The sequence below is a fragment of the Echinicola arenosa genome, from assembly GCF_014841125.1.
GTDB lineage: Bacteria > Bacteroidota > Bacteroidia > Cytophagales > Cyclobacteriaceae > Echinicola > Echinicola arenosa.
The window spans coordinates 103,156-118,719 of record NZ_JACYTQ010000001.1 but is presented as its reverse complement, the minus strand read 5'-3'; the positions used below and the strand labels follow the sequence as shown (position 1 = coordinate 118,719).

At 39.5% G+C, this 15,564-nt stretch carries 12 protein-coding genes; 7 read left to right on the top strand and 5 right to left on the bottom strand.

From position 1 onward, the window contains the following. Positions 1–9 precede the first annotated feature (9 nt). Genes IFO69_RS00490 through IFO69_RS00480 form a run of 3 tightly spaced genes read left to right on the top strand, consistent with a single transcriptional unit; the run spans position 10 to position 2,296 of the window. On the top strand, positions 10–438 hold the full coding sequence (locus tag IFO69_RS00490) for a sugar 3,4-ketoisomerase (RefSeq protein WP_225443936.1): 429 nt from the start codon (positions 10–12) through the stop codon (positions 436–438). Beyond that, positions 416–1,330 carry a GNAT family N-acetyltransferase gene (locus tag IFO69_RS00485; protein WP_192006997.1) on the top strand — a complete coding sequence of 305 codons (915 nt, stop codon included), beginning with the start codon at positions 416–418 and terminating at the stop codon, positions 1,328–1,330. Before IFO69_RS00490 ends, IFO69_RS00485 begins: the two co-directional genes overlap by 23 nt. 9 nt (positions 1,331–1,339) lie before the next feature. Next, the gene (locus IFO69_RS00480; protein WP_192006996.1) at positions 1,340–2,296 is read left to right on the top strand and encodes a glycosyltransferase; all 957 of its coding nucleotides are present in this window, start codon (positions 1,340–1,342) and stop codon (positions 2,294–2,296) included. On the opposite strand, the gene IFO69_RS00475 is transcribed toward IFO69_RS00480, so the two are convergent. From IFO69_RS00475 to IFO69_RS00455, 5 genes are read right to left on the bottom strand one after another with little or no spacing between them, the layout of a single operon-like run. Next, complete coding sequence (locus tag IFO69_RS00475) at positions 2,293–3,567, bottom strand: M16 family metallopeptidase (RefSeq protein WP_192006995.1); 1,275 nt, start codon at positions 3,565–3,567, stop codon at positions 2,293–2,295. The genes IFO69_RS00480 and IFO69_RS00475 overlap by 4 nt on opposite strands. After that, positions 3,567–4,778: a type IX secretion system outer membrane channel protein PorV gene (gene porV, locus IFO69_RS00470; RefSeq protein WP_192006994.1), complete on the bottom strand. Its 1,212-nt coding sequence runs from the start codon at positions 4,776–4,778 to the stop codon at positions 3,567–3,569. The genes IFO69_RS00475 and porV overlap by 1 nt, the downstream gene beginning before the upstream one ends. Next, complete coding sequence (porU, locus tag IFO69_RS00465; protein WP_192006993.1) at positions 4,775–8,047, bottom strand: type IX secretion system sortase PorU; 3,273 nt, start codon at positions 8,045–8,047, stop codon at positions 4,775–4,777. Before porU ends, porV begins: the two co-directional genes overlap by 4 nt. Continuing rightward, a complete protein-coding gene (gene pssA, locus IFO69_RS00460; RefSeq protein WP_192006992.1) occupies positions 8,037–8,735 on the bottom strand; it encodes a CDP-diacylglycerol--serine O-phosphatidyltransferase in 699 nt (232 codons plus the stop codon). Before pssA ends, porU begins: the two co-directional genes overlap by 11 nt. Further along, complete coding sequence (locus IFO69_RS00455) at positions 8,732–9,385, bottom strand: MBL fold metallo-hydrolase (RefSeq protein ID WP_192006991.1); 654 nt, start codon at positions 9,383–9,385, stop codon at positions 8,732–8,734. Before IFO69_RS00455 ends, pssA begins: the two co-directional genes overlap by 4 nt. Before the next feature lie 57 nt (positions 9,386–9,442). Between IFO69_RS00455 and IFO69_RS00450 the strand changes: the two genes are divergently transcribed. The 4 genes from IFO69_RS00450 to IFO69_RS00435 are packed head-to-tail and all read left to right on the top strand — an operon-like array spanning position 9,443 to position 15,561. Then, positions 9,443–10,495, top strand: a complete 1,053-nt coding sequence (locus tag IFO69_RS00450) for an NAD(P)/FAD-dependent oxidoreductase (RefSeq protein ID WP_192006990.1) — start codon at positions 9,443–9,445, stop codon at positions 10,493–10,495. A 23-nt stretch (positions 10,496–10,518) separates the two neighbouring features. Then, a complete protein-coding gene (locus IFO69_RS00445; protein WP_192006989.1) occupies positions 10,519–13,812 on the top strand; it encodes a biopolymer transporter Tol in 3,294 nt (1,097 codons plus the stop codon). A gap of 29 nt (positions 13,813–13,841) precedes the next feature. Beyond that, positions 13,842–14,723 carry a YicC/YloC family endoribonuclease gene (locus IFO69_RS00440; protein ID WP_192006988.1) on the top strand — a complete coding sequence of 294 codons (882 nt, stop codon included), beginning with the start codon at positions 13,842–13,844 and terminating at the stop codon, positions 14,721–14,723. Between the two features lie 43 nt (positions 14,724–14,766). Further along, positions 14,767–15,561, top strand: coding sequence for a thymidylate synthase (locus IFO69_RS00435; protein WP_192006987.1), 795 nt, complete (start codon positions 14,767–14,769; stop codon positions 15,559–15,561). The last annotated feature ends 3 nt before the right edge of the window (positions 15,562–15,564 follow it).

Sequence of the window (15,564 nt, the reverse complement as noted above, 5' to 3'; positions counted from 1 at the left end):
GCTTGTGCAATGATTACTGGTACTATGGTAAAACCTAGTGTTTTTAAGTTGGGAAATGTAAAAAGTCCGTTGGGAAATTTAAACTTTTGGGAGCAAGGTACTTTACCTTTTGAAGTGAAAAGAGCATTTTGGATTACGGAAGTTCCAGCTGGAGGAGAAAGGGGTATTCATGCACACAAAAAGGACAATCAAATCACGGTGTGTTTGCAAGGTAAAGTAAAAGTGGAGCTGGAAGATTTGGAGGGACAGCATTATGTTTTCGAGTTGAACGATCCTGGGGAGGCTTTGTACTTGCCATGTTTGGTTTGGTCAAAGTTCACTTTTGAAGAAAACAGCATTTTGTTGGTGTTGTCAAGTCAGGATTTTGAAGAGTCAGATTATATCCGGTTAAAGGCAGACTTTGAAAAACTTAAAGATGGATATAGTAAAGCATTATGATTTTGTCATTGTAGAGCAGCCTAACGAAGATCATCCTTATTTTCTTCATGACTATACACCTTCTGAAGGAGAACGATTTTTTTGTGCTAAACTGTTGAAGAAGCAGAAACCTAAAGGACAACTGTTTTTTGTTTTAAAAAAGGATGGTACGGCTATATCCCTTAAAAACGCGCCTTTTGGCGGGTTTTGGTTGGAAAAAAAAATATCCTCCGAAAGTTTTCAGGTGTTTGTGGAGGAATTGACTTTAGAATTAAAAGCTTTGGGGGCAAACACTTTAACGGTGATCCAGCCACCAGATATCTATGAATCCAATAACCCATTGATCCATTATATTTTAAAGACTCAAGGGTTTTTCATGGATAATATGCTTTTGCATCATTTTTTGGAAGATAGAAGGTTTATGAAAGGGTTTTTACATGCGAAATCTTCGAAGCATAGGAAGAGAATCAAAAAATTGGAATATGAAATTGAAGTTGGTGGGATCAAGAATTTTAATTTCCTAAAGGATATCAAATGGTGGCGTTCACAACGTGGTCATGAATATAATGTCCAGGAGGAAAAACTGATTCAGCAGGTGAGTACTTATCCAGAACGGTATTTTCTGATTTCTCTGGTTCAGGCACAGAATACTGTGGCACATGTATTGTGTGTGAAACTAACTCCAAACAGTTTGTATTATTATTTACCTGCCATCAACCCGACTTTACAGGAAACTTATACAGGCGAAGCCTTACTATTTGAAGTAGTTAAGTTGGGGGAGTCATTGGGGGTGGATTTTATTGATTTTGGTTCATCTGATTTGGATGGTAAGGCAAACCATAATTTAATTAGATTCAAATCAAAAAATGCCAATAAAGCCTTTAACAAGATCAGTTGGACGATCAAACTCTAAGCCCATTAGATGAAAACACCTTTGGTTTCGGTCATCGTTGTATGCTATAATCAAGCAGACTTTATCATGGAGGCGCTGGACAGTGTTCGGCTGCAATACTATGAGCAATTGGAAATGATTATTGTTGACAATGGGAGTTCGGATGGCAGCCAAGAAAAGATCAAAACTTGGCTGTGGATGTATGGCAAGGAGAAAAGTGTTCCCGTATTTTTTCATTCCCAAAGCATCAATTACTGTAAAGCTTTTAACGAGGCCCTAGAAATCACCAAAGGGCAATACGTCATAGATTTATCAGGAGATGATTATTTGATGCCAGACCATGTGGAGAAGTCTGTTTTTAAGTTGGTAAATCATCAACAGGTGGCTGTTTGCTCAAGCAATGCGCTTTTGGTAGACCAAAAGGGGAAGCAAATTGATTCGTTTTTTCCCATGTCCGTAGATGGTAGCATAATGGGTAAAGTGCCTGAAGGTGATATTTATGAAACAGTCATTAGAAAGTATTTTGTTTGCACTCCAACTATGGTATTTGATGCCAAAATATTGAAAAGGGAAGGAGGGTATAATGAAGAATTGGTCTATGAGGATTTTGATGTTATAACCAGGTTGAGCCGTAAGCATTCCTTTATTTTCAGTGATCATTTAGGGGTAAGAAAGAGGGTTCATCATCAATCTTTTTCAAAACAACAATACAAACGGTACCAATCTGATATGCTTAAATCGACTTTCAAGGTTTGTCAGAATATCGCCATCATGAATAAATCTGCAGAAGAGAGACATGCTCTAATCTTCAGGTGTATGCATGAAGCAAAACATGCCTTAGCTTCTGCAAATTTTGAAGTAGCTTACCGATTTTTGGATCTTGCAGAAAAGCTTGGAGCCAGTGGGATCGCTCTCAAGCTTTATAAGTTGTGGCATGGGACAAAGCTGGATTTGTCCCATTGGTATGAGAAAATTCGCGATCGCTAGCCTACGATTACTTCAATGATATTTTTGTTGTCAAAGTATTTTTGTCCCACTTCCATGATTTGCTCAGGGGTAAAGCTTCTAAAATATTGTAGTTGTGATTCATAGAAGTCATAGTCCAAACCAGCATAATGAATGCTCTTGAAGCGGTTGATTAGGTCAAAGGCATTGCTGAAGTTGGATAGGAAATGGCCAATCATGTAATTTCTGAAGATTTCCAGTTCCTCCTTTTCTATTGGAGTTGATTTGAGTTTTTCGATTTCCAAGTAAACTTCATTGATGACATCATCCGCAAAATCCTTTTGGACATCGGCCATGACCACCCAATAGTCGGACTTTTCCAAACTCCCTATGGAACTATAAATCCCATAAGTATGGCCTTTGTCTTCCCTGATGTTTTTGATTAATCGACTTCCAAAATAACCACCTAATATGGTATTGAAAACAGTAAGGGCATGGTAATCGGGATGGGTTTTAGGAATGAGGTGTTGTCCCATCCTAATGCTAGACTGTACTGCTTTTTCTTTGAATTCTGTCAAGCGCTTTTCAGGCCAGATGATAAACTGATCCATTGACTTGGCAGAGGGAGCCACTGTCAAGTTGCCAAAAGTTTCTGCGATTTCATCAATTTCAAAACTATTCAAGTTACCAATCACAAAGATTTCTGGACTGACTAAGAATTTATCTTCATAGTACTGAATCAATTTTTCTCGATTGACGCCATTTACATGTCTTTCTTCGGCCACAAAACCATAAGGGTGATCATCTCCAAATAGGGCTTTTCTATACAATTGATTGGCCCTGGAGCTATTTTGATCATGCTGTATGGCTATGGTCAGGGCTTTTTGTGATTTTCTTTTCTCCAGTTCCTTTTCTGGAAAGATGGCTTCAGTGAGTAAGGACCTAAAGATGGGCAGTACTTTTCCAAAATGCTTCTTTGTGGTAAGCAGAGATACTCCTTGCTGCTCAAAAGAGGAAATGATATCCACCTCCGAAGCATAATGGTCAAAGAAGTTGTCCAATTCCGGAGAGCTCATGGTTTTGGTCCCTTCCAATAACATATGAAGCGCAAAGAATGGAATTAGGCCATCTTCTTCAGGCAACAATTGCTTGTTGGATTCCGTGATGACCTCCAGCTTGATGGCGTCTATTTCCGGGGTATGAATAAAATACAAAGGGACTCCGTTTTTTAGAGTCCGCTTTTCAGGTTTTATTAATTCTATATGTTCCGGAATCTGAAAATCCGGCGCTTTTGATCTGTCCAATACGGTCATTACTGAGGTATGTTGTAAGCCAATGAAAAACGAAGTGTTTCTGCCAAAGGGTGATTTTGTTTTTGAGGTACCAAGTAAGAAAAATCAAAACCAAAGCGCTTCAAGTCAAAGCCAATTCCCATGGTAAAATATTGCCTACCGCCCTTGTTTTTGTTTTCATGGAAGTAACCTGTCCTTACGGCGAACTTGTCTGCATATTCATATTCCACGCCAAAAGAGATCATCAGCTCTTGCATTTCCTCACTGAATCCATTTGGTGCATCTCCAAATGAGCCAAACATGCCACTAAGCAATGGTCTGTTGGGGTCTTTTCCACTTTCGATGATTAAGTCGCCATTGTCATCTGTCTGTAAAGTACCATCCTCATTTCTGGCATAAACCGGAGGGGTAGGAACCATCAGTTTATTGAAATCCAATGCAAAAGTCAGGTCATTATTTTGGTCTAAAGCTACTTCTAATGCTGTACCTATTCTTAAGTTGGTAGGAATATAATCCAAGTCTTCTGCGCTGTTGTAGGTGAGTTTTGGGCCGATATTGGTGATCGTTGCTCCCCAAGACCAATAAGCTTCTTTTCCGCTGAAAAGTATCTCTTTTCTTTGGTAAACCCCCACATCTACTCCTACACTAATTCCTGGTTTGCTATCACCACTTCCCGAGGAAGTAATGTTTCCCGCCAAATTGGAATGAATGAACCTGGCAGAGATTCCTAAGGACAAAGTCTCTGATAGCTTTCTAGCATAAGTGCTTCCTATGGCAATGTCCCTCGGGTTAAACTGTCCTATGTCTTGACCGGATCCATCAGTAAGCTGGATGTCTCCCATGTTGAAATACCTCAGGTCAAGTCCAAAGGATGACATTTCATCTATTTTGATATAGCCAGTAAGGTAATTTAATGACATATCAGGAACCAACTTGCCTAACCAGGGAGAGTAAGAAAGCGAGAAACCGGTTTTATCTTCAATAAAGGCCAGTTTGGCTGCATTCCAATGAGCGGAGTTGGCATCTGGAGAAGTTGCCACCCCCACATCACCCATGGCAGCATGTCTACTATCTGGTGCAAAATTCAAAAAAGGAACAGCAGTGATGATTACTCTGCGGCCTTCATCTTGACCAGAAACTACTACGGAATTCTGTGCCTTAGCAGTTTTTACTGTCAAGGAAAGAATAGCTAAAAAAATAAATGCTTTTAAATAATCACTCGATTTCTTCATTGAATATTTATTTTTCCAAATGCTTGGTCGGAGGTTCCGTCCTCTTCGCATGTAAGCTGTAATCTGTAAATATAAGTTCCTTTTGCGGGAATTTTTGTCAAGTCACGCAAAAAAATCCAATCCATATCGTGGATTTCATCATCAGCTTTGGCATAACGTTTTTCATTAGAAAATATTTCACTTCCCAACATATTGTAAATGGTGAGCTTCAAAATAATGTTCTCATCAGGTCTATTGTGCTTTACCCAGAAATGACTGATATCAGATGTGGGGTTGGGAAATGTCTTGGCTTCTAAAATATGTGACCGATTACTGCCCTCAACCTCAATACTTAGCGTTTCTGTGCTGGAGTTCCCAAGGTTGTCAAATGCGGTTAGTTTTATCGTGTTTGAGCCTTCTTTCAGTCCTGTAACTGTAATGCTAATTCTTCCTCTCTTATAACCACTTTCGATGGAGTGATAGTAATCATTGATGATGACAGGAGATCCATCATTTATGCTTAGAGCAATATCCTGATTTATTCCGCCAAGGATTTGAATGCCATTTTCATCACCGAGGTTGGCCAATAATTGAATTTGTGTTGATGAAGTTGAGCTGACTGAGTTAAGGCTGTCCTCTGCGAACAGTTTAATGATAGGACCTTGTTGGTCGTCTTGGTCATTCGCTGATTTTCCTCCCAAAGTAAGCGATTGAGCATGGATGGCTTCGTAAGAGTTATTCGAGTCTGTAGCGAAAAACCGGAGAATGCCTTTCTCAAAACTTTGACCTGTATTTGGGCTTACTAAGATTTCTGCCTCAAAAGCTCCCGAGGTTACCTTTCCTGTACCCCTATAAAAGGGAGTGTTGTAATTGATATATTGTGTAACTGGGCTTTCATCTCCCAAAGTTTCAACTGAAGTAGGCTTATCCAATAATTCAATTTCAAATGTGCCATTGAAGGAATTGACCGGAGTGGAGGTAAGCGGATCAGTAACCTGACCGGTTATTTTAATTTTTTGACCGGCTTTTAGGGTGTCAATTTTTTTCGAGTTTTCCAACTCAACAATCTCCAGTGTGGCTCCTAGTTCAGGTGCAGCTAAGCGTAAAGTAGGATCTCCCAAAAGGGAAAAGTTCCTGTTATAAGGGCCGTTCAGGCTATGGTTTTTGGTGGCTTTGAAAATATCGCCAAGCATTAGCCCTTGTCCATTTTCTTTTTTCAAAAGCGAAGCTATAAAAGCAGTATTGAGTTCGAAATTGACACTGCTGAAAACGGGCCTTCCTGTAGTCAAAAGGGCAATAGCTCCTTTGTTCTGGGCCATCAACAGTTCTTCTGCGCCCGACCTCAAGTAGGGACTATCATGTCTGCCAAACTCACAGGTGGCCGTCATGAAGAGAGGGAAATGATCGGTTTCAGGCCAGTTTTCCAAGTCGCTGACCTGGAAAATCCTTTCGGATGTTAAGGTGTTTTCATTTCCATGACCAATATAATTAACCAATAAAGTACCTTCTTCTATTTTGTCAGAAAGTGACTTTTTAGCAGCTGGAGCCAACTGGTAATTACCTTCTTGAATTTGCTCAAAATTATCCACATATAACTTGTCCTCTTGATATTCGGGAGAATCTGAAAAAAGAGAGGCAGTATGGGTTTCGCTGTGATTTAGGTGGACATTATAATCTCCATCATCAGCAACAAAGAGTAATTTTCTTTTCCAATTGCCAAGTTGCTTAGTCCTGTCTTCATACTGTATGATTTTGTCCACTACATTCTTGGCTTCAGAGGGGGTGATCACAGGGATTCTCCCAACTCCTATCGATAAGGGGAGGTCTCCCGCTTCATTTTCCTGCCATTCACCCTGTCCAAACTGTAAGAAGCCAAAGTAATCATCAGAGCTAAATGAAGTTAAAGGATGTAAGCTGTTTCTGGAACTGTAAGTTGGCACTAGATTAGGCCTTCCATCTGAAATATTCTTGTAATCAAATGTCCCTTTTCCAAATAGAAGTACCTGCTTAAGCTGTCCATGTTTATGGTATTGATCCGCAATGAAATTTCTGACCGCTGTAACGTCCTTAGTGCCAAAATTGTAATTGTCAAATATAGCTTCAGTGCTTACCAAAAGAGTGCTTATTCCCATTGACCTTTTGTGATCCGCCAATCTGGAGGCTTGGTAGTTCAAGGATGGAGGGCTTATAATGATCAATTCAGCGGGAGATGAATTGTTTCTGAGTTCAAGGTTTATAGGGGTAAAACCTTCTATAATTTTTGCTTTGTCCGCTTCAAAGATAAGCACTTTATGATTTGGAAGTAAAGTGGCGCTTCCATTTTGACTATCAAAACTTTTAACTTGGTAAGGATCGGTCACATCCCAGTATTGATAGTTTGGTTTTGTGACAAATGATGTAGCATTTGCATGTCCTATTGGGTAGTAGATACCTTCTGAAAGATTGGAGGAAGAATAGGGAAGGCCCAATAGAAAATAGTCCATAAATCCTACTCCATTTGGATCCGTACTGGACATTTCTAAATTAAAACTGGTAGGGTTGCCTACATTGAAATAGTCTCTAAATGACTTCTCCATTTCTTCCCTGCCTTTGACAGCGTATGTGGAGGCAGGAACAGATGTAATATTTGTTTCTAATAAATTGGTCTGTCCGCTTCGAATGTTCAGTGAGCTTGAAGCCGTGGATTGAGCCATCAGTCTGGCTTGGCTATAAATAGGCCCCTCATCATAACTTTCCACAGAAATGTTAAAAGAAGAGATTCCTCCGGAAAAGAGCCTATTGCTATACCATTTCCTTCCAGATGACAAGAGATTGTGTTCTTCCTTCTTAAAGGAATAAACTTTGTAAAGCCAATTTCCATTTGCTTCAACAGTGTTGGGTGAAATATTGACCACTCTTTCGGGAGAAGAGTGTCCTGTCTTTAGCCAATAATAGGCAGTATCCGAATACAAGTGGTGGCGATAAGCCAATGTGTCTGCTGAGGAAGATAGCTGGTGAGGTCCTTCTAGATAGACCAAAAGTTTCCCGTTTATTATAACGCTAGGAATTTCCTTTATCTCAAAATCACTTGTGGAGAGCTCTTGGGGAAGCATACCCACATGACCGAAGATAGCCAGATTATTCAATGAGCTTTCTCCCAAGCTTTGAGCGGTAGAGAGCGGAATGGCATATATTCCGGCTTTGGTTACAGGAAATTTATAATAGGATTGGGCATACAAACTTTTTCCTGAAAATAAAATCAGGAGAGCAAATACGAGGGTGAAGAAATGTATTTTGCTATTAAAGCTCATTAGGATGTATACGACTTTCTATCAAAGAAAGTAAAATATAGCCTATAATGATAAATGGAACACCCGCAATTCCCAAAAATATCAGACTAACCAAGCCGATTAAGATGACGAGGTACCTAAATATGTTTTCTTGAAACCTAAAGTTTTTGAATTTTAGAGCAATCAAAGGAAGCTCGGCAGTCAGTAGTATTGCCATGATAAAGGTCAGAAATAGTAAAAAATATCCGTTTTGGATCAAATCCTTTGCCCAAGTAAATTGATCGGCCAAAAAAGGCAAAGTGCAAATTAATAAAGCATTTGCTGGAGTAGGTACACCTATAAATCGATCAGTTTGTCTTGTGTCTATATTGAACTTAGCGAGTCGCATGGCCGATTGGATGCCAATGATAAATGACAAGAAAGGAACAAAGCCTTCAGGGAAAACCTGCTTTAGCATTTGGAAGATGACAAAAGATGGAAGCACCCCAAAAGTCACCAAGTCAGCTAAGGAGTCCAGCTGTTTGCCAATTTCCCCCTGTACTTTTAACAATCTGGCAACCATACCGTCCAGGAAGTCAAATACAGCTGCAGCTATGATGAAATAAGTGGCATAATGGATTTTCCCTTCCAGAACAAAGTAAACCCCTGCCATACCACAGGCCAGGTTCATGCAAGTGATTGCATTGGGGATGTGTTTCTTGATATTCAAAATTGAGCGTTTTGACCAACAAAGGGGTTGTAAATTTTTTCATGGCCAATCAAAGTTGCAGGTCCATGGCCAGGATAGACTTTTACATCATCAGGAAGTGTGAAAAGCTTTTCTTTAATGGCGGTCAGCAGGGTTTGGTGATCACCACCAGGTAAATCTGTTCTACCAATGCTTCCTTGAAATAAAGTATCACCTCCAATACATGTTTTACTTTCAGCATGGTAAAAGACCACATGTCCAGGTGCATGCCCCGGAACCCAGATTACTTCAAGTGTAGTCTCTCCAAATTTGATCTCATCGCCTTCATTGATAAAACTCCCAACCGGACAACTACTAAATAGTGGAAAACCATAATTGGAAGCATAAGTGGGTACAGCATTCAAAACTTGTTCATCCTGAGGGTGGATTTCCAAAGGGAGACCATAAGTTTGATTGATAAAATAATTGCCCAACACATGGTCAATGTGACAATGGGTGTTGAGCAGCCTCACCGGCTGTAAACCTTCTGATTTGATGAAAGAAGTCAATGTCTCTTTTTCTCCTTTTTCATAGCATCCTGGATCTATGATGACAGCTTTTTTCGTATGATCATAGAGAATGTAAGTGTTTTCTTGAAAAGGATTGAAGGTAAAAGATTTAACTTGGAGCATGTCCGAAACATTTTTGAATTCATGCCAAAATAACAAAGAAAGAATTTAATTTTGGGTATGGAAGTCGATTTTTTACTCGTTGGTCAGGGCATTGCTGGGACTGTGCTCTCTTATAGGTTGATCAGTTCTGGAGATAAAGTTTTGGTGTTTGACCAAGCTGCTCAAAACAATAGCAGTAGGGTAGCTGCTGGTTTGTTTAATCCTGTTACTGGGAGAAAAATGGTGAAAACTTGGAATGCCGATAATCTCTTTCCGGAGATATTACCCTTATACCAAGAGCTTGAAAATTTGTTAAATACCAAGCTAATCTATCTCAAAAAAATATACAGGCCGTTCAATAATATCGAAGAGCAAAATGAATGGATGGGGAAGAGCATTGAGGAAGGCTTGCAGGCTTATTTGGAGGAAGTGAGGACTCAACCTTTGTATCCTCAGGTAAACGATCCTTATGGTGGTATCATGTTGAAAAACAGTGGGTACCTCGATATCAATAAACTTTTGGATGCATATGCCAGATGGCTCAAGCATGGTGACTTGTTGAGAGATGAACCTTTTGATGAGGAGAGGCTTTACCAAAAAGAGGGGAAGTGGCACTATAAAGATATCGTTGCCAATTCTTTGGTTTATTGCAATGGTTTAGGAGCCATGAAAAGTAAGTTTTTTGATTGGTTGCCTTTTGCTCCCGTAAAGGGAGAAATATTGGAATTGGAAAGCGATTTTACTCCTGAAGAAATCATCAATAGAGGAGTTTTTAGAATTACGATGCCGGACAAAACCATCAGGGTAGGTTCTACTTACAGCTGGCATGATTTGGATCAAGGGCCAACTGAGCGAGGGAAAGAGGAGATTTTTGAACGTTTGGAAAAAATCGTTCCGCAAAAAGATAAATTACTGACCAGTCATAAAACCGGAATCAGACCTGCCACCAAAGACCGAAAACCATTTCTGGGAAAACATCCTGAAAGTGAAAACGTTTATATCTTCAATGGATTTGGTGCGAAAGGGGTTTCTTTAGTACCTTATTATAGTAAGATCATGCTCGGCTTATTTGAAGGCAAATATGAACTCGAAAAAGATGTGAACATAAGTCGATTTTTTAAGTATATTTAAGATTAAGACAACAAAACAGATCAATGAAGTTAAAATTAGTTGTTATTTATTTTACGATATTTTGGCTTGGTTCCTTTTCTATCTCCAAAGCCCAATTTGACCAGGAAAGATTCGGAAAGAACCGAATTCAACATCAGCAATTTGATTGGTATTTTTTTTCCTCCAATAATTTTGAAGTATACTACTATGGAGGCGGTAGGGACAATGCCCGCATGGCCATTGATTACTTGGAAAATGAATTTGAGCGGGTCACCCAAATGATAGGCTATGTAGCCTACACAAAACCAAAAATCTACATCTACAATAGCCATGAAGAATGGCTACAAAGCAATACAGACCTTCACGAAAACAATTATACCGTGAACGGCCAGACATACTTCTCAAAATTATTAGCGGAGGTTCCTTATACTGGGGATTGGGCATCTTTCAAAGAGGAATTGCTTTATAGAACCAGCAAGGTGATCTTAGAGGAAATGCTATATGGAAGTACGATAGCAGATGCTTTTCAATCCAATTTAATCAACAGCTTTCCTGAATGGTTTATTGACGGAGCCGCTCTTTATTTGGCCAAAGGCTGGAGTTTGGAAATGGATGATTATGTAAGGCATTATTTGAAGGATCATGAGCAACCCAAACTATATAAACTCAGCAAGAAGGAAGCTTCATTGGTAGGACAGTCCATCTGGAATTTTGTGGTGCAGAAATATGGAAAGCGGTATATATCAAGTATTCTGAACTTGAGCCGGATTAACAGAAATGAGGAAAATAGTATTGCCAATACTTTGGGGATAGGCTATAAGGGCTTTGCAGAGCAATGGAAAGATTACTATACCACTGTTAATGAGCCTGTGTTTAGTTCCTTTAAGGAACCTAATCAAAGCAATGTCATTGCGGAGACCAAGAAAAATGAAGAAGGAAGTATCAATGATATCAAGTTCAGTCCCGATGCTAAAAACCTAGCTTATGTAATTAATTACGATGGAAAATATAAGGTTATAGTAAGAAACCTCTCCACCAATAACGAAGTAACCATTTACAAAGGTGGTTTTTCAACCGACGACCAAGAGGCCAATTTCACTACACCGGTTATTGCCTGGAGGGATACGTTGAATTTGACCATTGCTACATTCAAAAGAGGATTGACCACACTTCGCATGAGAAGTATAGATGGTAGTAATCAGGACAAGATTTTCCTAAGAAACATTACCCAAATCAATAGCTTTGATTTTTCTCCCAATGGAAAAACCATGGTTCTTTCTGCTATGGCAGGAGGAAGAACCAATATCTATACTTTGAATCTTCGGGGTCAGGGAAGAAGACTTACCAATGATGTTTTTGATGACATTACCCCGGTATTTGTCAATGACTCAACCATCATTTATTCTTCCAATAAGACCGATTTACCAGATAGTATTCTGACTAAAACCCCAGATGTGAGGGAACTGCCAGAATATTTTAATTTCTTTAGAGTGGATTTGGGTGATTCTATTGTCACAACAAAGTTGACAAATATGAATTCCAAGAACTATTATCCGCGGGTAATGAACCAGAATTTTGTCCTCCACCTAAGTGATCAAAGTGGTATTTACAACCTGATGAGAATGGGACTCGGCAGTGAAGTGTCCAGTCAGGTCTCTGCTTTTAACACTAGCGTAGAAAGCTTTGATTATGCGCCGCGTATTAATAAATGGGCATACGCTTATAAGGATGGGACGGGAAGCAAGTTGGTGCTGGAAACCTTTCCAAACTTAGATCAATTTACACCTGGCACACCAAGGGTACAACTTTCTCAAGCCAAGAAATTGAATGAAAGGCTTGCTGCTAGAAGACTAGAAGCTAAAGAAGAAGAGCCTGAGAATGTGATACAAGAAGGAAAAGCTACTGAGGTTGAAGCGCCAATTGCTAAAATTGACAGTGTGAAGCCCATGGCCAATGCGACAGGATCTATCAATATTGACAGGTTGAGGTTTGAAAACCGAAGAGGAATCAATACAGATAATTACACATTTGATACGGTTCCGGCTCCCCTAGAACAACGGCTTGGAAATTTGGCTACTGGCAGAAGTAATATTCTGGAAGCATTCAGACAGCAGAGTTTGAAAAATACTGTTCGTGGGCCAAGGGAGTATATTCCCCAATTTATGGCAAACAGCTTAAGGACCACTTTTGTAGTTGATCCTTTGAGAGGTTTTGGAATCAACATCGAGGGGCAAATGACAGATTTATTGGATAATCACATTTTCAAAGGTGGGATTATGACCACGCTTGACTTCAGATCAGGTAGTGATGTGTACTTTGAATACCAATACCTTAAAGACAGGATAGATTTTACGGGAAGGTTTGATAGAAGAGCTTTGGTGATTTCTGATGGGGATATTACCTATCAGCGTTATGTTTTGACCAAAACAGAATTGGGATTTTCCTATCCTTTCTCAGTTCATAGCAGATTTACGGTAGCTCCCTTCTTTGCTAAGACCCAATATTTTAATTTAAACCCGGATTCCTTAATTAGAGGTGGGGAAGGCCCTCAGAATCGCTTTGATGTAAATTATATTGGGGGAAAAGCTGAGTTGGTGGTGGACAAGACCAAGCTATTGGGACTTTATATGGAGCAAGGTTTTAAGGGTAAGATAGGCGTAAAGCATTATCAGGGCATAGGTGAGTCAGATAGGTCTTTTAGCAATTTTTATTTGGATGTAAGAAACTATCAAAAAGTACATAAAAACATCACCTTTGCCACTCGCTTATTTGCAGGGTCATTCTTCGGAAATAATCCGCAAAGCTATTTGGTGGGAGGTATGAAAAACTGGCTGTTCAATGAATTTTATGAGCCTCCTTCAAATCGGCCTGAGTCTTCTCCAATCAGAAATTCCGACGGAGTGGAAAATTCGAACATTCTATTTGCTGAATTTGTGGATCTTCGCGGATATGACTATGATGAAATTCGTGGTAGAAATGTAATTACATTTTCTGCGGAGTTGAGAATACCGCTATTCTCCTATCTTTCAAGGGGCAATATTGCTTCTAACTTTATCAAGAATTTTCAGTTGGTAGGATTTTATGATGCAGGATCTTCTTGGGATAAGGCAGCACCTTGGGAGCGCGTAAATGATCAAAATACAGAAGTTATCAATACAGATGGATCACCATTTGAAATCACTCTCAATAATTTCAATAATCCTTGGCTGCAAAGTTTTGGAGGAGGTTTACGCACTGTATTGTTGAACTACTATGTGAAGTTTGACATGGCCCGACCTATCAGGAATTATGATTTAGAAGAAACACGTTTTTATGTGACCTTGGGCTATAATTTCTAAAATGAATCTTTATTGTTTAAGTTTGTGGCATGATTAAATCCATGACTGGCTACGGTATAGCCAATTTTGAAAATGAGCGCTTTATCATCAGTGCTGAAATTAAAACCTTGAACTCTAAGTTTCTGGATTTTAACCTTAGAAGCCCTAGACAGTTTTCAGACAAAGAAATTGAAATTCGGGCAATAGTTGGCGATATTTTAGATAGAGGAAAAGTAAACCTGAACATAGATTTTACAGCCAAGTCTAGCAACGAGCTTCCTGTAAGTATTAATCAGGGCCTTTTTGAGACATATTTTGCGAAGTATCAAAGCATGGCCAAAGCTGTGGGAGTGGAAGACAATATGGACCTGTTCAGGATGGCTGCTCAAGCACCTAATGTGGTTACCACTTTGTCTGATAAGTCTGATGATCCTGAGGAATGGGAGGCTGTGAAAAAGGTAATTGTAGAAGCTGCACAAAAATGTGACGGTTTCAGGTCGGACGAAGGAGAAACTCTTTTCAATAAGTTCAAAGAAAACCTTGGAGTAATTACAGAGGGATTAGAGCAGATTAAAATAGAAGAACCAAAGCGTAAAGAGCGGATCAAAACGAGAATCAAAAATAACTTTACGGAGTGGATTGAAGAAAATTCATTTGATGAAAACCGATTCGAGCAGGAGCTGATTTACTATTTTGAGAAGTTGGATATTACAGAAGAAATAGTAAGATTAGGAACTCATTTGGCTTATTTCGATAAGACCATGTCAACTGGCAAAAGCCAAGGTAAAAAGTTGGGTTTTATCAGTCAGGAAATAGGCAGGGAAATCAATACGATTGGTTCTAAAGCCAATGATGCCGCCATCCAAAGGCATGTCATCATCATGAAGGATGAACTAGAAAAAATCAAAGAACAAGCCTTGAATATCATCTAAACATGGTATTAGGAACCAATCCGAAACCTGAAGCTTCAAAAACATGAAACAGTACCATCAACTATTGCAACATATTTTGGACAATGGTGTTCAAAAAGGAGATCGCACTGGAACCGGGACGATCAGTGTGTTTGGTTATCAAATGCGCTTTGATCTTCAAGAAGGTTTTCCTTTGGTTACGACCAAGAAATGCCATCTCAAATCCATTATCCATGAATTGCTTTGGTTTCTAAAAGGTGACAGCAATATTGGCTACCTAAAAGAAAACAAGGTGTCGATTTGGGATGAATGGGCAGATGAGAATGGTGATCTAGGGCCTGTGTATGGATATCAGTGGAGGCATTGGCCTGATGGAAAAGGTGGAGAGATAGACCAAATCAAAAACCTGATTCAGCAGATCAAAAATAATCCAAATTCTAGAAGGTTACTGGTAAGTGCCTGGAATGTCGCGGATGTGGACAATATGGCTTTACCGCCATGTCATACCATTTTCCAATTTTACGTGGCAGAAGGGAAGCTTTCTTGTCAGCTTTACCAGAGAAGTGCTGACGTATTTTTAGGCGTTCCTTTTAATATCGCTTCTTATGCCTTGTTTACCATGATGATTGCTCAAGTATGTGATTTGGAGCCTGGTGAGTTTATCCATACGTTTGGTGATACGCATTTGTATTCTAACCATATTGAGCAGACGAAATTGCAACTATCCAGAGATTGCAGGCCATTACCTACGATGAAAATTAACCCGGAAGTAAAGGATATCTTTTCATTTAAATATGGGGACTTCGAATTGTTGAATTATGATCCTCATCCTCATATCAAAGCACCCGTCGCAGTGTAGAAA

Coding starts and splice junctions, on each gene's coding strand:
- IFO69_RS00475 (WP_192006995.1), bottom strand. CDS start 3,567: ATGACCGTATTGGACAGATCAAAAGCGCCGGATTTTCAGATTCCGGAA.
- IFO69_RS00445 (WP_192006989.1), top strand. CDS start 10,519: ATGAAGTTAAAATTAGTTGTTATTTATTTTACGATATTTTGGCTTGGT.
- IFO69_RS00490 (WP_225443936.1), top strand. CDS start 10: ATGATTACTGGTACTATGGTAAAACCTAGTGTTTTTAAGTTGGGAAAT.
- IFO69_RS00450 (WP_192006990.1), top strand. CDS start 9,443: ATGGAAGTCGATTTTTTACTCGTTGGTCAGGGCATTGCTGGGACTGTG.
- porU (WP_192006993.1), bottom strand. CDS start 8,047: ATGAGCTTTAATAGCAAAATACATTTCTTCACCCTCGTATTTGCTCTC.
- porV (WP_192006994.1), bottom strand. CDS start 4,778: ATGAAGAAATCGAGTGATTATTTAAAAGCATTTATTTTTTTAGCTATT.
- IFO69_RS00480 (WP_192006996.1), top strand. CDS start 1,340: ATGAAAACACCTTTGGTTTCGGTCATCGTTGTATGCTATAATCAAGCA.
- IFO69_RS00435 (WP_192006987.1), top strand. CDS start 14,767: ATGAAACAGTACCATCAACTATTGCAACATATTTTGGACAATGGTGTT.
- IFO69_RS00440 (WP_192006988.1), top strand. CDS start 13,842: ATGATTAAATCCATGACTGGCTACGGTATAGCCAATTTTGAAAATGAG.
- IFO69_RS00485 (WP_192006997.1), top strand. CDS start 416: ATGGATATAGTAAAGCATTATGATTTTGTCATTGTAGAGCAGCCTAAC.
- IFO69_RS00455 (WP_192006991.1), bottom strand. CDS start 9,385: ATGCTCCAAGTTAAATCTTTTACCTTCAATCCTTTTCAAGAAAACACT.